At 32.6% G+C, this 17,234-nt stretch carries 17 protein-coding genes; 5 read left to right on the top strand and 12 right to left on the bottom strand.

Features of this window, described 5'->3' with window-relative positions; genetic code table 11:
• Window positions 1–21 precede the first annotated feature (21 nt).
• The 5 genes from EJA19_RS00090 to EJA19_RS00070 all read left to right on the top strand — a co-directional run bounded on the left by EJA19_RS00090 (window position 22) and on the right by EJA19_RS00070 (window position 5,309).
• On the top strand, window positions 22–813 hold the full coding sequence (locus EJA19_RS00090; RefSeq protein WP_181898143.1) for a cation transporter: 792 nt from the start codon (window positions 22–24) through the stop codon (window positions 811–813).
• Window positions 814–846: 33 nt separating this feature from the next.
• Complete coding sequence (locus EJA19_RS00085) at window positions 847–2,808, top strand: heavy metal translocating P-type ATPase (protein WP_125466305.1); 1,962 nt, start codon at window positions 847–849, stop codon at window positions 2,806–2,808.
• A gap of 769 nt (window positions 2,809–3,577) precedes the next feature.
• Complete coding sequence (locus tag EJA19_RS00080) at window positions 3,578–3,874, top strand: helix-turn-helix domain-containing protein (RefSeq protein ID WP_125466304.1); 297 nt, start codon at window positions 3,578–3,580, stop codon at window positions 3,872–3,874.
• Between the two features lie 231 nt (window positions 3,875–4,105).
• Entirely contained in the window at window positions 4,106–4,579 is a 474-nt protein-coding gene (locus EJA19_RS00075; RefSeq protein ID WP_106676381.1) for a DUF6943 family protein, read from the top strand.
• 88 nt (window positions 4,580–4,667) lie between these two features.
• The gene (locus EJA19_RS00070) at window positions 4,668–5,309 is read left to right on the top strand and encodes a DUF6266 family protein (protein ID WP_027885438.1); all 642 of its coding nucleotides are present in this window, start codon (window positions 4,668–4,670) and stop codon (window positions 5,307–5,309) included.
• Between the two features lie 230 nt (window positions 5,310–5,539).
• On the opposite strand, the gene EJA19_RS00065 is transcribed toward EJA19_RS00070, so the two are convergent.
• The 12 genes from EJA19_RS00065 to EJA19_RS00005 form a co-directional block, all read right to left on the bottom strand.
• Window positions 5,540–5,983, bottom strand: coding sequence for a hypothetical protein (locus tag EJA19_RS00065; protein WP_125466303.1), 444 nt, complete (start codon window positions 5,981–5,983; stop codon window positions 5,540–5,542).
• A gap of 167 nt (window positions 5,984–6,150) precedes the next feature.
• On the bottom strand, window positions 6,151–6,444 hold the full coding sequence (locus EJA19_RS00060; protein WP_125466302.1) for a hypothetical protein: 294 nt from the start codon (window positions 6,442–6,444) through the stop codon (window positions 6,151–6,153).
• 143 nt (window positions 6,445–6,587) lie between these two features.
• Entirely contained in the window at window positions 6,588–7,235 is a 648-nt protein-coding gene (locus tag EJA19_RS12760) for a hypothetical protein (protein WP_240640168.1), read from the bottom strand.
• Between the two features lie 139 nt (window positions 7,236–7,374).
• The gene (locus EJA19_RS00050; protein WP_125466301.1) at window positions 7,375–7,974 is read right to left on the bottom strand and encodes a hypothetical protein; all 600 of its coding nucleotides are present in this window, start codon (window positions 7,972–7,974) and stop codon (window positions 7,375–7,377) included.
• 318 nt (window positions 7,975–8,292) lie between these two features.
• On the bottom strand, window positions 8,293–8,757 hold the full coding sequence (locus EJA19_RS00045) for a hypothetical protein (protein ID WP_125466300.1): 465 nt from the start codon (window positions 8,755–8,757) through the stop codon (window positions 8,293–8,295).
• A 322-nt stretch (window positions 8,758–9,079) separates the two neighbouring features.
• A complete protein-coding gene (locus EJA19_RS00035) occupies window positions 9,080–9,580 on the bottom strand; it encodes a barstar family protein (protein WP_125466298.1) in 501 nt (166 codons plus the stop codon).
• Window positions 9,581–9,867: 287 nt separating this feature from the next.
• Window positions 9,868–13,593, bottom strand: coding sequence for an nSTAND3 domain-containing NTPase (locus EJA19_RS00030; RefSeq protein ID WP_125466297.1), 3,726 nt, complete (start codon window positions 13,591–13,593; stop codon window positions 9,868–9,870).
• A 241-nt stretch (window positions 13,594–13,834) separates the two neighbouring features.
• Window positions 13,835–14,272, bottom strand: a complete 438-nt coding sequence (locus EJA19_RS00025; protein ID WP_125466296.1) for a c-type cytochrome — start codon at window positions 14,270–14,272, stop codon at window positions 13,835–13,837.
• Window positions 14,265–14,666: a hypothetical protein gene (locus EJA19_RS00020; protein WP_125466295.1), complete on the bottom strand. Its 402-nt coding sequence runs from the start codon at window positions 14,664–14,666 to the stop codon at window positions 14,265–14,267. Before EJA19_RS00020 ends, EJA19_RS00025 begins: the two co-directional genes overlap by 8 nt.
• Window positions 14,667–14,823: 157 nt before the next feature.
• The gene (locus EJA19_RS00015) at window positions 14,824–15,159 is read right to left on the bottom strand and encodes a hypothetical protein (RefSeq protein WP_125466294.1); all 336 of its coding nucleotides are present in this window, start codon (window positions 15,157–15,159) and stop codon (window positions 14,824–14,826) included.
• Window positions 15,160–15,810: 651 nt separating this feature from the next.
• Window positions 15,811–16,251: a hypothetical protein gene (locus EJA19_RS00010; protein ID WP_125466293.1), complete on the bottom strand. Its 441-nt coding sequence runs from the start codon at window positions 16,249–16,251 to the stop codon at window positions 15,811–15,813.
• Window positions 16,252–16,417: 166 nt separating this feature from the next.
• Window positions 16,418–17,098: a hypothetical protein gene (locus tag EJA19_RS00005; protein ID WP_125466292.1), complete on the bottom strand. Its 681-nt coding sequence runs from the start codon at window positions 17,096–17,098 to the stop codon at window positions 16,418–16,420.
• Window positions 17,099–17,234: the final 136 nt, after the last annotated feature.

Below are 17,234 nucleotides of genomic sequence, written 5' to 3'. Positions count from 1 at the left end.
AACGAACAAATTAGATTGATTTTGAAAAAAAGCACTTTTATAATAACTAAAATGGACTGCCCTTCAGAAGAGCAGATGATTCGGATGAAGTTAGAGTCTTATGCTCAAGTAAAACACTTGGATTTTGATATTCCAAACAGAAAATTGGAAGTATATCACGTGGACGACGTCAAGGCGATAAAAACGTCTATAGCCAGCTTAAAACTTGGGGATTCCTTAGAAGGAACCACAGAAGCCGAACCACCCGTAATGGAAGACCAATCCAAACAAAAAAGAATCCTATGGTGGGTCTTGGGCATCAACTTTGGCTTTTTCGTTATCGAAATGACCACCGGTTGGATTTCTTCTTCGATGGGTCTTGTGGCAGACTCATTAGATATGCTGGCAGATTCCATCGTATATGCATTAAGCCTATTTGCGGTAGGCGGTGCCATTTCAAGAAAAAAGAAGGTTGCGAAATACAGCGGATACTTTCAGATGGCATTGGCAACACTTGGGTTTGCAGAGGTCTTGAGAAGGTTTTTTAGCAATACCGAAACACCCTTGTTTCAATGGATGATTATCGTTTCAATTTTCGCATTGGCAGGTAATTTGATATCGCTCTGGCTCATCAACAAGGCAAAGAGTCAAGAGGCTCATATGCAGGCAAGTGCCATTTTTACATCCAATGATATTATTGTTAATGGTGGTGTTATAGTAGCTGGGGTGCTGGTTTATTTTCTGAATAGTAAATGGCCCGATTTAGTGATTGGCGGCATCGTTTTCACTTTTGTAATGCGCGGTGCATTGAGAATATTGAAATTATCGAAGTAGTTTTTAAAATGATATCAAACTTGATTAGAACATATGAAAAAGAAAAAAATAAACTTACGTGACTTAGAACCAAAAAAACAACAAGGCGAGCACAGTCACGACGATGGCCATAACCATAGCAGCCCTGAAGAAATTTCAAATTTTAGAACCTATCTACCGGCTATTTTCAGCTTTGTGATGTTGATAGCCGGAATCGCTATTGATTACTTTGATGCGTTTCCTTTCTTCAAAGGATGGATTCGCGTAGTATGGTACACGGTAGCCTATATCCCTGTAGGTTTTCCGGTGATAAGAGAAGGCTGGAAAAGTATTAAAAATGGTGATTTTTTTACGGAATTCTTCTTAATGTCCATAGCCACTTTAGGTGCATTTGCCCTTGGCGAATATCCCGAAGGTGTTGCCGTAATGCTGTTTTATGCTGTGGGCGAACTCTTCCAAAATGCGGCCGTTAACCGTGCGAAAGGAAATATAAAAGCCTTACTCGATGTAAGACCCAATGAAGCTTTGGTTTATCGTGATGGCGACTTTGTTTCAGTAAATCCCGAGACTGTTGAAATTGGCGAAAAGATACAGGTACGTGTAGGCGAAAAAGTTCCGCTTGATGGTATTCTGCTTTCTGAAAAGGGTTCTTTTAATACTGCTGCCTTGACAGGCGAAAGCAAACCTGATACTATTGCTAAGGGCGATACCGTTTTTGCCGGAAGTATCAACCTTGATGGCGTAATCGAAATCGAGACTACTAAGGAATTTAAAGATAGTTCCATTGCACGAATTCTGGATATGGTACAGAATGCAACCGCCAGAAAATCAAAGACCGAATTGTTCATCAGAAAATTTGCTCGGATTTATACACCTATCGTTGTATTCCTTGCCATCGGACTTACGTTTTTACCTTACTTTTTTGTAGATGATTATGTGTTTAGGGATTGGTTGTACCGAGCGTTGATATTCCTCGTGATTTCGTGTCCTTGTGCGTTGGTCATCTCTATTCCTCTCGGCTATTTTGGCGGTTTGGGTGCGGCATCGCGCAATGGTATTCTTTTTAAAGGTGCATCCTTTTTAGATGCAATGACCCAAGTAAACACGGTCGTAATGGACAAAACAGGAACCGTTACCAAAGGGGTTTTTAAAATCAAAGAAATCAATTCCATCACATTTGAGGAAGCCGAATTTATGAAATACCTGATGGCAATGGAAGAGCAATCTACCCATCCTATTGCAAAAGCGATTCTCGAATACAAAGCAGACGGTTCGGATTACGAGGCGACCGATGTTTCAGAAGTTGCAGGAAAAGGTTTAAAAGGAACGGTCAATGGTAAAACGGTATTGGTAGGTAATAAAGCTTTGATGACCTCAAATGGCATAGAAGTCCCCTCGGAAACAGATGGTATTGTAGAATCCATCGTAATGGTATCCATTGATGGAAATTTTGCAGGTTATGTAACCATTGCAGATGAACTAAAGGATGATGCGCACCAAGCCATTAAACAAATTCGAGATTCCGGAATTTCAAAAATTATAATGCTATCAGGCGACAAGGACTCTATTACACGGCAAGTTGCAAAAGAGTTAAATATTGATTGGGCGAAAGGTGGATTGTTGCCTGAAGATAAACTCAATGAAGTTGAAGAGCTCAAAAAACAACCCGAAACCAAAGTAGCATTTATTGGCGATGGTATTAACGATGCACCCGTTTTGGCAGCAAGTGGTGTAGGTATTGCGATGGGTGGTTTGGGAAGTGATGTTGCCATCGAAACAGCCGATGTTATCATACAGACCGACCAACCCAGTAAGATTGCAAGAGCGATTAAAATTGGTCGTTCAACGCGAAGAATTGTCTGGCAGAATATTGGGCTGGCATTTGGTGTAAAGGTTATTGTCCTCATTCTCGGTGCAGGTGGATTAGCCACGATGTGGGAAGCAGTTTTTGCAGATGTAGGAGTAGCATTATTAGCAATTTTAAATGCAGTTAGATTACAACGAATGAGTTGGTAATTGTCCCCACAACCCAAAACCCAGTTTTTTCGTACCTCAAAATCCTCTGTCTTTTGTTTTGTTCCGCTATCCACCGCACTTGTAGTTTTTGGTTGCCAACCCTCACACAGCACATTGCTTATTTTATTTGCTATTATATTTTAAAAGTAGTACAATAAAAAAGCAAAGAGCTGTTGCCATCCCTCACACCAAAAACTACCCCAAGCTATGTTTACATAACGGGTAGTTATAATAGCAGCCGCTACACCCACCGCATCACCAAAGCTGTAGTTATAACGCCATTATGTAAAATAGCCGCTTTTCCCACGCTCACATCCGAACTTTTAATAAAAATCCGAACTAAATTGAAACAATAACCATTTGAAATTTTAGATTAAAATGAAGCATATTCGTTATCTCATTCAAGCTGCACAAAACCATCGTTAAGTCCAATTATTCCTTACCTCAAGTCTTTGTTTGTTTCATTTCGTTAACAAATATAAAAGACCACTTTTCCCCACCACCCAAGTCAGCGGTTATAAAAAAATAGGTTCATAAAATGTAGTAATAAGCCATAGCATATTGCTTTTTCTCGTACCTCAAAAAAACAAAAAGCTATTGCCTATAAATCCTGTATAAGTAGCTTGTTTAAATGCTGTTTTATCAAACAACTATTTAAAACGCTACCCATACAACCGCTTCATCCAATGCTCAAATACGTATTGTAACCTATTTTTTTAAGAGTTTATGCCCCAAAAAGTGGAAATCAATTAACTAAAAAGAAAACAAGATGATTACAAAAACAATCCAAATCACAGAGGTTACAATAGATGAGTTAGCAGATGCGGTAGCAGATAAACTAATGTTTAAAATTGAAAACTACCTTAAAGAATTATCTAAAAAACAAAATGATGAAATCCTAACAAGACAAGAAGTAGCTGATTATTTAAGGATAAGTTTAGTAACAATACATTCCTGGAATAAACACGGCATTTTAAATCCAATTCGTATGGGCAACAGAATTTTTTACAAAAAACAAGACATATTAGATGTTTTAGAACAACAAAAAATAAATAAAAAAAGGTAGCAAATATATGTGGCTACCACAGCCAACGCGCAAGGCTATAAAGGTCACGCCCTACGGGTTTTGAAAAAAATCTCCACCCCAATATTATTAAAAAAAGAGGGTAGTATTTTTTCCAAAAACCTTGACAGCCATATCCACGCCACAAGAACATACGGCTTTCTTTTTTTATTGTTTTTCTTTTAAAAAATTAATGGTGCGAAGCGTAGCGAAGCAATTTTAAATTGGATAGCTATGTCAACTTTTGAACTGAAAACACACCAAATCGGAAGAACCTACTCGCAACCTCATTTTTTTATTCTGAACAAAGGGCAAAACTGCGGAAAGCCTTTAATAAATCCTTGTCCTAATTGTTTTGTTGTATCTACATCAACCGAAGAAGAAAAACAAACCCTTTACCATTTATCAATGATGTTGCAAATAGGCGGTTTTTATGCTTATTATTTAAAAGGGAGTGTTATTCCATTTATCTCAATAGATGATTGCAGAAACACCTTAAAAAATAGTTACACCTCGTTGTTAAGTGATGAATTTGAGTTACAAAAGCATATTAATATAGTGTCAGCAATTTGTAAAAAAGAAGCTGAACTTCAAAAAGTAATTTCAAAAATGGCAGATTTAAAAGTGTCATACATACAAAATCTATTTTCTAAAAAGCAAAATCGGGCAACAAAGGGCAACAAAAACCAAATCAATCTATTAGCATAGTATTTGCCATATATTACTTGTGTTGGTTAAAGACCGTACCAAGTCCGTACCAACTTCGAACAAGTATTAATTTTAAATTTTATATACAATGGGTGTTATTTCACAAGGAATCCTGGGCGGTGTATCAGGTAAAGTAGGAAACGTAGTTGGTGCTTCTTGGAAAGGTATTGACTATTTGAGAATTAAGCCTTCAAATGTGGCAAATCCACGAACAGAAGGACAAGTTAACCAAAGAAACAAGTTTACTGTTACTTTGGAGTATCTTCAACCGAATTTAGGTTTTATCAAGAAAGGGTATAAATCTTATGCGGTGCAAAAAACAGAGTTTAATGCAGCAATGTCTTATGTATTGAATAATGCGATTACAGGAGCTGCACCAAACTTTACTGTAGATTATTCTTTAGCTTTATTAAGTAGAGGTAATCTATCTGGAGCATTGAACCCTGCAACAGATTTAGCAACTGCGGGACAAGTAGAATTTACTTGGGATGATAACTCTGCTGAAGGTAATGCAAATGCAACTGATAAAGCAATGATTTTAGTTTACAATCCAAGTAAAAAAGAATCAATGTATATTCTTGATGGTGCTGATAGAACTGTAGGATCTCAAATCATTACAATTCCAAGTACCTATGCAGGTGATACTGTTGAGCTTTTTATGGCATTTATTACTGCTGATGGTAGTATCGTCTCAAACAGCGTTTATTTAGGCTCTGGAACAGCTAATTAACGGTTGATGTTTAAATTATAAAACCGTTCTACACGAACGGTTTTATTTTTATCGTTTAATAAGTTCTTAATTTTATCTATTATTTCTTTCCTTTGATTAGTTCTTATAATCAAATATTTGTTGCCTTATTGTTGCCTTTTTAACTAAAACCCCTTATAAATAAGGGTTTTTTAATTTCCGAAAGGAATTTCAGTCGCAATGAATTATAGCCATTGTTGGCTACAGTATTTTTATTTAGTATACTTTTTGTCAATCAGATAATTTTTTAAATCAGACATATAAGATTCAAAGTCAAATTTTTTGAGTTTTGATAATCGAGTTAGGCTATCAGATTCAGTCAGTATTTCATTACACACTTTTTCAATTAGCTCGTCCTTTTTTAAATTCGAAACTTGGCTAAACTCAATTTTACAATCAATTTCCACGCAATTATTTGACTTTATTTCAATTCCGTCCACATATGAAGTTCTTTCACCTGGTCGATATCTAGGTCTTTTCTTTTTGAAAAACTGGTCAAATTCAGGTTTCACAGTTATTAGTCCGAAATAGAGTTGGTTTAGGTCTTCACCATAATTCCGATTTTCAAAAAACGTTTTTAACTCAACAGATAAGTCATTAATCCAATTATTTTGTTCTTGAGTTAAGTTAGTATATTGTGCTATTCCGAAAGTCAATTTGCGCTCTGTTTTTATATTGTAGCCAACGGTTTGGCTATGATTCCGTTGCGAGAAAAATCCGCAGGATTTTCCGAGTTGGAATCATAGTTTTTAAAGTTAGTGAATTTTCTGTTTCTGCCATAATTAGCAATGGATTATAGCCGGTGTTGTACACTGGCTTTTTTTTAAATCAGATTATATGCGGTTTCTTTCATTCCTAAATAATCTTGCTTGGAAACTCTCTTTTCTATTATTCCTTGAGTATTTAAGTCCGCTAAAATCCGTTTTATTTTTATCCGTTTTGCTTTATTTTTTAAAACTTCCGTTTGGTCGGCGATAGGAAATCCGCTTTCTCCCATAATGTTTAGAGGAGTTATTACAAATTTCCTTTTTTCAGAAATGGATTTAATAATTCCCAAAATCAGAGTTTCATTTATTTCCTCAAGAGTAACATCATAAAGTTTAGGAATATTTTTCATTTTTCAGCTTGTGTACAACGGTCTCGTATAACCGTCAGTTACGGGATTAAAGTTAATGATTTTCGGTTAAGCACTGACGTTAGCAATTCCGAGTGGATTCGGACGTAGTCGAATCCGCCGTAATTGCGGTTATACATTGTTGGCTACAGTTTTTTTCTTCTAAATATTTTTCTTAGTCCAAAGATTAAGGCTATAAATCCAATTATGTACATTAGATAGTTTTCCTCACTTTTCTCTTTTTCAGTTCTTATGTTTTCTTGATTTATTACAGACCTAACTTCAAGGTCATTTAGAATTATATCTTTTAATTCATTTGGACTGATTTTTCTATCTACTTTCTTTAAGTCGATTTCCAAGCAGTTTAAATTATCTCTTTGAATTTTTTCTAATTTTTCATTTCCAATGAAACTCGTAACAGCCAATTCAATTAACCATTTTTGATTTAATTCAATATTTTCAATTATTACATCAGGATTGTAGTCAGTTAGTGAAACTTCAATTTCAGATTTGGAATAGTTGAAAAATGTATTGTCAAACAGTCTAATTGAATTGTTTTCTGCAACTATTTGTTTTGCTAAAAGATGGAGAGCCGTTTCAATTCCGCCTTTACAATCAGATTCAATTTCGTGTCTGAAGTGAATTTCTCTTTTGTTATTTTTATTATTAACAGCGATTAATTTTTCTCCACATTCGACACATTCACAATTGCATTTCAATCCGTTTTTAACTATTGAAATATGAGCGATTTTTTCAGTTCCGATTATTTTCCCTAATGTAATTTTAGCACTCATTTTTTAGATTGTAGCCAACGGTCTTGTATAATTACCCAGCTAAGGGAATTTGGAAACTAAAGATAGTAAAAAGAACTGACTTTGACGCGTGAGCGTCTGTGTCCGCAGGACACAAAACCTTAGTTGGAATTATACGGTGTTACCACACGTTTTTATTTTCAATTTCGTAATCATAAGGGTTTTCAGAATCCATATCTCTATTATGATAAATTAAAAATTCAGCTCGTTTTTCGTCAAACTCAACAGTTTCTATTTTATAAATTCCTCGCAAACATTGGTTACTGTCATAAATCAGTTCTTTGTCAAATATCAAAAATTTTGGCGTTGTCAATCTTATTATTTCTCCACACGCTAAAAATCCTTCACGACTTATAATTATATTAAGGTTTTTGGTCACTTTGTAGCGACCTAAGTTTTCGTTAAAAACTTGAAAATAGGCACTCAATAAAATCAATGGGATTAAAGCCACAATAGTAACTATTTTCCGAGTTGTGTTTTTCGTAATTGCAAAATATAAAAGGCTTGTCAGAATAAAAATCAGTCCAATTATTAAGTTTGAGTAAATTCCTTTGAGTTTTAGACCGCTAAATGACAATATTATCAGAATTACAAACGTAACCGTTACATAAATCAATATTCGTTTGATTAGTTTTTCCGTTTTAGGGAATCCTTTTTTTGTCAGCTCTGGAATTAAGTTGAATCCAATAATTATCAATATAAATACTATAATCGCTGTCATTTTTCAAATGTGTGGTAACGAGTCGCAGATATGCTTCGTTGCGGAAAACGTGCCACGTAAAGTTTACTTTAAAGTGGTAGAAGTTTTAAGAGCAACGAACAAAAGAAAAACCAATTGCGTAGCAATGAAACATATCTGATGTTATCAGCTGTTATTATTATTTATAACCTCATTATGGGTTATGTAAATATAAAGTAATTGTCTAAAACATAGGCAAGCCTATTAAAGTTTTAATTTTTTAAAGTTTTAAAAATTCAATAATAAATTAATTTTAAAAATAAGTAATTATGAGAAACGATTTAGATAAAATAAAATCACTTAATCAGAAGACATTAGTGATACTATCCATTCTGCTAATTGTAAAAATGCTAGAAGTATTGCGACTATGTATGCAACTTTAGCTCTTTTTTTAGTTTTTGGGAATTCTTCAAGTGTTTCTTTAGCAAGTTTAAGGTCAACTTTAGTTTTTTCCAATTCAAGGTTTTCTTTTTCAAGTGCTTTTTGTTGTTCTAACAACAATTCGTGTTTGATTTTAGAAAAACCACCTTGTTTCAAAAACTTTTTTGTTAGACCATTAGCTTGTATTGGTCTGGTCATTCCTCTATTAAGTGTTTTGAAAACTTTTGGTTTAATGATTTCCATTTGGTCAATCAGCTCCACTATTTCATCAACGTGTAGGTCTGGGAATACTTTTTCTTGTAATAAATGTTTGTTGCATAGAATGTTTAAATTTTCGTCCCTAGATATAAATTCAAGTATTTGGTCATATTTAGTCGAATCCATTTATAAAATATTAAGACAAGGCGCAGCCTTGCAAGGTTTTTCTTTTGGTATCTGCGACTCGTTATCAGCAATTAGAAAATCGGGTAGCCTTTTTGTTGGCAAAAATGCGGATTTTCGTATCAATTCCGAAACACGCACCGAAATAAGCGTAGCGCAGTTGAGGTGCTGTGTTGAGGTTTGTTATTGCTGATAACGGTTGGGCTATGAGTAGTTGCGTGGTTTAGCACTTAACTTTGCAAGTACACACCAAGTTGGAAATTCCTGCGGAATTTCCAAAGTAGGCAAGAACAAGCAATTACTTATAGCCATTGTTGTGCTTTCGTTATTTTTTTCTGTTTTCATTCAGCCATTCAATTCCATTCCAACTTGGACTTGTTCCACCGAGTTCAGGAAAGTCCAAATCAGGATTGTCCGATTGTATAAGTCCGATTAATTTTTGTCCAGTCAAAAGCCAAACACGTGATTCTTTTGCTATGATGTCGAGAATCGCTTCTGCAAATTTTCCGTCTTCTTCTACGAAATTGTCATATCGTCTAAAAACTAAAATCAGCCCCTTGTATCTTTTGTTGTACATATCAGTTAAACAATCCGCAAACGCATTCAGATTTTCTCCATAATAGTCTGGAAAATTCAGAGCAATTTTTAGATTCTGATGAGCATTTCTCCGATTCCAATTCCGGCAATTCATTTCAATAATCTCGAAATTGTTGTTATTAAACCAATTCAAATCTTCGTCAAGAATTCCGTTTTTGAAATACTTGCAAATTGGTCCGTCTTTCAGAATCTCAATGTCCTTTTCTATTCTATCTTCGTTTATTTCCATATATTAATTCAATTCCGAGCGTTTTGTCATAATGAAGCACAACGGTTTTGTATATGAAAAGTAGCGGATTTGTAGCACTAACTTTTCGGATTTTAATAGACCTTTAATTTATTCATTTTCTTTCGATTAAGCGATTAAACCGCTATTTTTTATATACGTTGTTGTACACTGGCTTTTTTCCTTTCCGATTGTCATCCAGCGTTGGTAAAGACATACTCTTTTGCAATTTTTGGCTTGTGTTTTGGCTGTAGCGAATTGCAAATGTGTATGACTTCAAGCGGTGGCTATTAGTATCTCGATAAAAATCTTCTTTGTCTTTCTCTATCACCACTTTTTAAACACCATTCAATTCGGTCATTTAAATATTTTTTTATTGGAATTAGTTTAATGCCTAAGTCTGATTTTTCGACAATCGAAAGTATTCGTCTCCAATCAGCAGCCTCAATATCCGAAAGTATTACATCACCTGAGCCACTCGTTCCATTTCCTCTCCACGCAAGAAGTCTAAAGTCTTCTACATTTTGATTTAGAGATATATAAAGTAAAAGAACTTTTTCAAACATATCTTGACAAGAGTGCCTAATAATATCAACAATAATTTCTATTTTCTTAGTGTCTTTGTTATTGTCAATTACATACTTTTCAATAAAATTGTTAGCTCTTGATTTATGAGGCTCTACTAAATTCCAGAAGAATGCATTACAAAAATGTTCTAGTATTCCATAGTAAGTATCTTTTTCAATTATTAAATCAAATATCTTAACTAATAGCTCTTCAGCATCTTTTAATTCCCAAATAACCTGTAGATTTTTTCTATCTGAAGAAATTCTATTACTAGATTCAGTAAAGAGGCTATCAATATATTCGACAAGGAAGTTTGAATCTAGTTTGAGAATTTTTAAGAGACTTTTTTGTTCATAATCAAATGAAGTTTGAAGTTTATCTTGCTGTATATAGCTTTTCTTAACTAAATCTAAATCGTCACCCAGATTATCGAAATGAGTGTCATACAAATCCATCCATAACAATATATCGAACTCCTCGTCCTCATTTTTTTTAAGTACTAACTTTAATATTGATTGGAATAAGTTAGGCTCTTTTTCCAAATATTTTTGAAGCATATCAAAATGAATTGTATAGCGCTCATCAATGTTTTCAACCGTCTCTAATAAGTTCTTTACTTTTTCATCATCAATTAAAGAAGTTGATAAATAATTGAAATATGACATTTGCCATTGGAATTTTGATTTGAAACTATAGTCCGAAATTAATTTCCATATTTTTGATGCCTTCTCAGAATCATTTAATTGATTACGAAAAACAGCCCACGGTAAATAACCAATCTCATTATCTTTTTTTACAGTTTCAATTAGCATTTCTAAACCTAATTCAAAATTTTTATTAAGGTTTTCGTCAATAATACAGTCATATGATTTATTATAGTTCCAATTATTATCGCTGACATTACTTAGATAAATGAAGCTTTTATAGAATCCTTTAAACTCGTCAATAGAGCTGAAAATGAAAGATTTCCTAATTTCATTTTCTTTCAACCTATCGTATTCTCTGAAATCATCAAACTCAAACATCTCTTTATCTCTAATTCTGTTCCAATCTATTAAGAGAAATGTTTTATACATATCATTTATAAACTGCTCTTTTAGAGATGAGAATATTGGTAAGTCAATTGAATTACTTTGTAAATCTTTGATTTGTCTTTGCACATATCTACAATGCTCAAACGATTCATTATTTAATTTTTTTTGAATTATTTCAACAATAAAATTAACATCAAACTCTAATAAATCCTTGGTTATGTCTCTTCTGCCACTTGGGTGACTTAATAAAACATTAAATGATTCTTTTGGATAATCATCAAAATTGCTCAACAAAGAATTCCATATTTTTTCTCTAAAATTTTTAACGGAATGAGATGCTGGAATTGGATAATCATACCAAGTAATAGAATTATTTCTCCCTCCCTTAATTTGATGATATTTAAAAGCTATAAAGCTTTTTGAAAGCTCGAAAAAAGCAATTGAATACAATTTATCGTTTGAGTTTAGACCTTCAATTAGACAGTCAAATAGTACATTCTGTCTTTCAAATCGATATTTTTCGTCTTCAACATCAAAAGTTAATTTCTCTCTAACTTTATGAATTAATTCAGGTAGATGTTTTGGTTGTTTTCTGACATATTCGAAAGAGAGTTGTATCGCATCTTTTAAATTTGACGGAAATCTAAAAAACTCACCTAAAAGTTCAATTATATCGTTCTTGTCGTATGCAAATTGATTATTCTTATAAGTTACAGTGTAATCTTCAGTCTCTTCTTTCTCGAGGCCTTTAATAAATTCATAGACATATGCTAGAGATTCGTCCTGAAGATAGTACCAGAAAGTTGCTAGTAGTTTTAAAGCCTTTTTATGCTCTCCTTTAATCGTTTTCCAATAATCCTGAAGTTTTGGTTTTAATTTTTCCATTACATTCTCAGGGCCAAATGTGTTATTGGCAGGAATTACACAATCATTAAAACGATAATTATTGGACTCAAAATAATTACTTAGTAGAACCTCGAAAGAAAGTAAATCATCTTTTATGAATGCTTTGTAGAAAAAGTAAGTTGAAAGATTCTGTTCAGGTATTTTAATGTGTTCAAACTGAATTTCAACAAGTTCTAGTTTATCAAGTATATCAATAGCATCAATGAATTCATCGTATTCTATATTGAAATTTGCTAAAATAGATTCTGTTACAGCCCTGTCCTTGTAAGGTATAGTATAGAAAAATGCAATAATACCGAGAATCTTAATGTTTAAATCGTTAGCAAATTCTCCTTCATCTTTTATAAATGTGGAAAAATACTTTTCAAATAAATCGGAAACATCAGAAAGCACGTAAATATTTTGTTCGGCTTTAGCTAATAAGGAAGTCATAATAGCCAACCTTGGATTACCATCTGAAATTTGAATAATTACTCTTTGATATTCAGGGTTTAATATCTCAAAAGGTTTAGCTTCAATAATATCTTTTATTTGCTCATCATTTAATTTGTATACATCAACCCTTTGAGGTGAAAATTCTTGACATAATAATCCAATCTCTTGGAATGCATAATCACGAACAGTTATTATGATTTTTAGTTTACCTTTTCTTGGTGTTTTGTAAAAACCGATTATTTGATTGAATGCATCTATCCTGTTTGCGTCATCAACAAATAAAATATAGTTTTCGTCTTCTTTGAAGTATTGATAAAGGTCATTTAGTAATGTGTGATTTTTATAAGAAATGCAGTAAGCATTATAATCTAGGTTCTCTTTAAGAAAATTATCAATAGATTCTAATGCTAATTTTGTTTTTCCTACTCCAGGTGCACCAGTAAGAATTATAATATCTGATTCATTCAAGGAATTACATAGTTCAGTAAGTTCTTTTTCTCTATGTAAAAACGTATTGTCTAATGGTGTTGAAATACCTTTTGAGGCACTATTGTATTCTTTTATGAATTGTTTAATGGATACAATCTGTCCTGTGTCTAAAGGTAAGCCTAGATATTGATGAGTTAAATCTCGATGGTGAAGATGAAGTTCTACAGCTAATGAGTCTAGAGTATAAACAGTAAGTTGGATATAAGTACCAGATAGAAGATTTTTTAATTCCTCAACTTCATCTGCCTTTAGACTAAAGTTAATACATAAAATTATTTCAGAAATTTTATTTAACTCAATACCAGTCTTAGTTACATCAATACATTTATTTATATCGTCTTTTAATTTTGAAAGTCCAGAAGTTATATTTGTTGAGTGCTCAACAAATATATATTGTCCATTTGGTAAAAGTAAAAAAGAATCTGGTGTTCCTACTGTAGTTTTTTGTTTTCCACTTTGACTTCCAGTCCTTGAAAAGGCAGAGTAGTTTTTATTTCTAATGCTTAAAAAGCTGTCACATAATTCTTGGAAAACGGCATCGTTTATTGAAGTTAATTCCTTCTCGATTTCTTGTAGTCTGCTCATCTCATTCGGTGTTGGCTAAAAACAGCTCTTTTGGTTTTTAAACGTTGGCTTTAGTAGTGGAAAAACCAAATGTGCTGTTTGTGCGGCTGGTTTCCATAGCTTGTGTACAACGGTTTTGTGTATGGCTCGTTGCGGGAAATCCGCGAGGATTTTCCGCTGTAGAACCAAAGATAGCAAATTGCAATGAATTCCGATTAGGAATTCAGCCGCAATGAGCTATACACGTTGTTCTACGCAGTTTTTATTTTAAATATTCTATTAATAAATTCAATTCATTCTCCGAGTATTTGAAATTATGACTGTTCGCTTGGTTTCCCCATTCTTCTTTAATTGCTAAAGCGTACTTGTCTTTATTTTCGGTTAACGAATCTTGTTTTGTTATGTATAATTTTAAATAATCAACTCCAACTTTATCTACAATTCCATCTAAATAATTATGAAGTCGTCCTTTTGTAACGTGACACTTTCGACAGTCATTTAGGAATATTTCTAAACCTTTTTCAAATTCAGGTGTTCGCTCATCGTCTTTGGAAACTAAAGGCTCGTATTTTGGTTTGTCAGAATCAAATTCAGTAATTCCGTTAACTTTTAGGATGTAAATAATTCCGAAAATCAAGACACTCGCAAGGATAGAAAATCCGAGAATGATTTTCCATAATTTCTTGATTAGTTTATTCATTCTGATGCTCAAGTATTAATTCAATTTTGTTTTCCGCAATCAGTTTTTGAATATCGCTGAAATTCATTCTTTTTATTTTTTCTATCTCTGTTTTTGGTCGATATACTTTTATGTTTGAATAGTAACTTGCCTTACTCGAAAAGGTGTATAAATCGGTCGAATCTTTTTCTTTAGTCCGAACGTTTAACCTTTTCCAATTCTTTCCAACAATTCCGAATTCAGATGTTTCTTCATTTACGATTATATCCGAATTTTTCGACTTGTAATAAATGGTTTGATAATCTCCATAATGGTCTTCAATTTCCATTGAGTAAAGTCCAAATCCAATAAATCCGACAACTGTAATTATTACAATTCCGAAAATCAGAAGTCCATATTTTAATCCTTTGTTCATTGGTTGGTCAAATTGCGTAGAACGGTCTCGTATAACCGTCAGTTACGGGTTAATATGCGTTAATTTTCGGTTTGACACAGACTTTAGCAATTCCGAGTGGATTCGGACGTAGTCGAATCCGCCGTAATTGCGGTTATACATTGTTGGCAACTGGCTTTTATTCATTGATGGCTTGTTCTTTATATCTTTCCACAAACTCTTTTGCTTCTTTCATTGTTTCTGGATATTTGGCGTAATTCTGATATCCATATATTTTTCTACTTTCATCTCTCAATGTTTGTTCCCAAATATGATAATATCTAAATCCATTTTCTACCAAAAACTTTACAACGTTCCATTTTTTTATATCAGTTTGTTTTGGTGGTTGAAACAAATGATATAATTCAGTCATTGGTTTTTCGCATTGAGGACAAATCGAGGTATGAGCCTTTTCTAAATCGGCTGGTCTGTTATAAGCTTTTCGACAATCTAAACATACTTTTTTATATCCCATTTTTCAAGATTAAGATTAGATTTTTAAAATCCGTTTGCGATAAATTAAAAGTCCAATAAAAGTCAGTCCGCAAAGAATTGCCAAAGTGTGAAATGTTTTAATTGCTCGACATAAATTAATTCCTGAAACGAGAGAAATACAATCAGTCAATTCACGGGTTTCGTATTTTAAACTAACCATTGAATTAAAAGCCATAAATTCAAAAAATGGAATTCCGATTATTAATAAAATCAAAGCTATTATGTAAATCGTTTTTCTCAATAATTTTCGGTTTTCAGCTTGTTGCCAACGGTTTTGTATATGGCTCGTAGCATCTAAATTAGCGATTATTTTCGGATTAAGAACAAGCCAAATTTTAAATTTACTACTTATTTTTTAATGGAAAGTTGTCAAATTTAAAAATTTGGCGACTTTCCAAATACGCCCAAACTTTGAGTTAATCAACTGCCAAGCTATGAGCTATATACAGTGTTATGGGGTGTTTTTTATCTCAACTATTTTATTTGCCCAATCAACAAACATTTTTATTTCTAATATACCACGTTTAGATGAGACTTTTAATTCTTTAATTTTCGTTGATTTAGTATTTAGTTTTATTTGATTCGGAATATTTAATTTTACATTAGATTTGTTTTTAGATACTGATATCCTTTAAATAATTTCATCGTCTCTATTTTCAATCTCTGTTATTTGTAATATGTCATTGGACAATAGACCGCAATTTTCGACATTATATTTTGATCCAACTTTTTTATAAAAGTCAAATAAAATATATCTTTTATTGTTCAGTTTTGGTTTAAAGTAAACGATATTATTGTCAAAAATGAGATTTCCAATCTTATCAGGATTACCTATCGAAAATATTAAAGAATTATTTTTATCTACAATATCAAAATGAAATTCGAAATTCTTTTCTGGACATTTTGAAATAATCTCATCATTAATATTATTCCACTCAGTCGGAGGATGTGAGCAATTTGGAAGTGTTTTTGATTGGTGAATTGACTTAAAATCTTGAAATATTCTATCCTTTTCACACGAAGAAAGGAAAAAAGTTAGAAATAAAAATGTCAAAAATATATTTTCTCTCAATTATCTGTTTTCGTTTTTAAATACCCCATAACGGTTTGTGTATGATTTCGTTGCGTGTTTCAGCAACTAATTTAGTAAAAAATAACAGGCAATAATTCAGCGCGAGGATTTTCCGAAAGGAAAATCAGAAGCAATGAATTATACACGTTGTTGGCACAAGTATTTTTTATAAATATTTATTTTCAGCTATTTTCCATTCCAACATTTCTCTAAATTCTGAAAGTGATTTTGGCTTGATGTTGAATTTTATGATTTCAGTTTTTACTTTTTCTTGTGATATATTTCCAGTCTCTGAAATTATTTCTCCTTTTTTAAATTCATATTTATCATTTTCAAAATTTCCGCTTGCCGAATGAACTCCATTACTTTCTGCTTTTATAATTATCATTTGGTTTTTATCAAATTCAAAAGTGTAGGATTGATTTGAGCGAGTAAATTGATAATAGATAGTTAACAATCCATCTTCGATTGATAATTCAGGTTCTAAATATGGTAACATTCCGCCTTCATCTCCAAGAGCGATGAAATCATTATTTTGAATGATTGTCTTTTCTGTACCATTTTGATTTAGAAGAACGACAATAATTCTTGGTTTGTTTTTTAATAATTTACAATCAGGACACCTTTTCAATAAAACACTATCCTTTGATTCAAGTATTAAAGCAAAATCATTAAATCCATCTTTGTTCAAATCTCCAGAAGATTTTTTTAAAACTTTCCAGTCAGAGTTGTTCTGAATTGAATTTAAATTTTGTCCGATAAAATTCGGATAAATTGATTCCTTGTTTTGAGAACATCCCAAAATACAAAAACCTAAAAAGAATAATATCAGGATTCGTTTTTTCATATTTGTGCCAACGGGTTTGTGTATGATTTCGTTGCGTGTTTAGATTACTAATTTATTAAAAAAGAAAGACAATAATTCAGCGCGAGGATTTTCCGAAAGGAAAATCAGAAGCAATGAATTATACACATTGTTGGCA

Source organism: Mangrovimonas spongiae, from assembly GCF_003944795.1.
Classification (GTDB): domain Bacteria; phylum Bacteroidota; class Bacteroidia; order Flavobacteriales; family Flavobacteriaceae; genus Mangrovimonas; species Mangrovimonas spongiae.
Note: the sequence above shows the minus strand (reverse complement) of the source record. Positions and strands in the feature narration are given on the sequence as shown.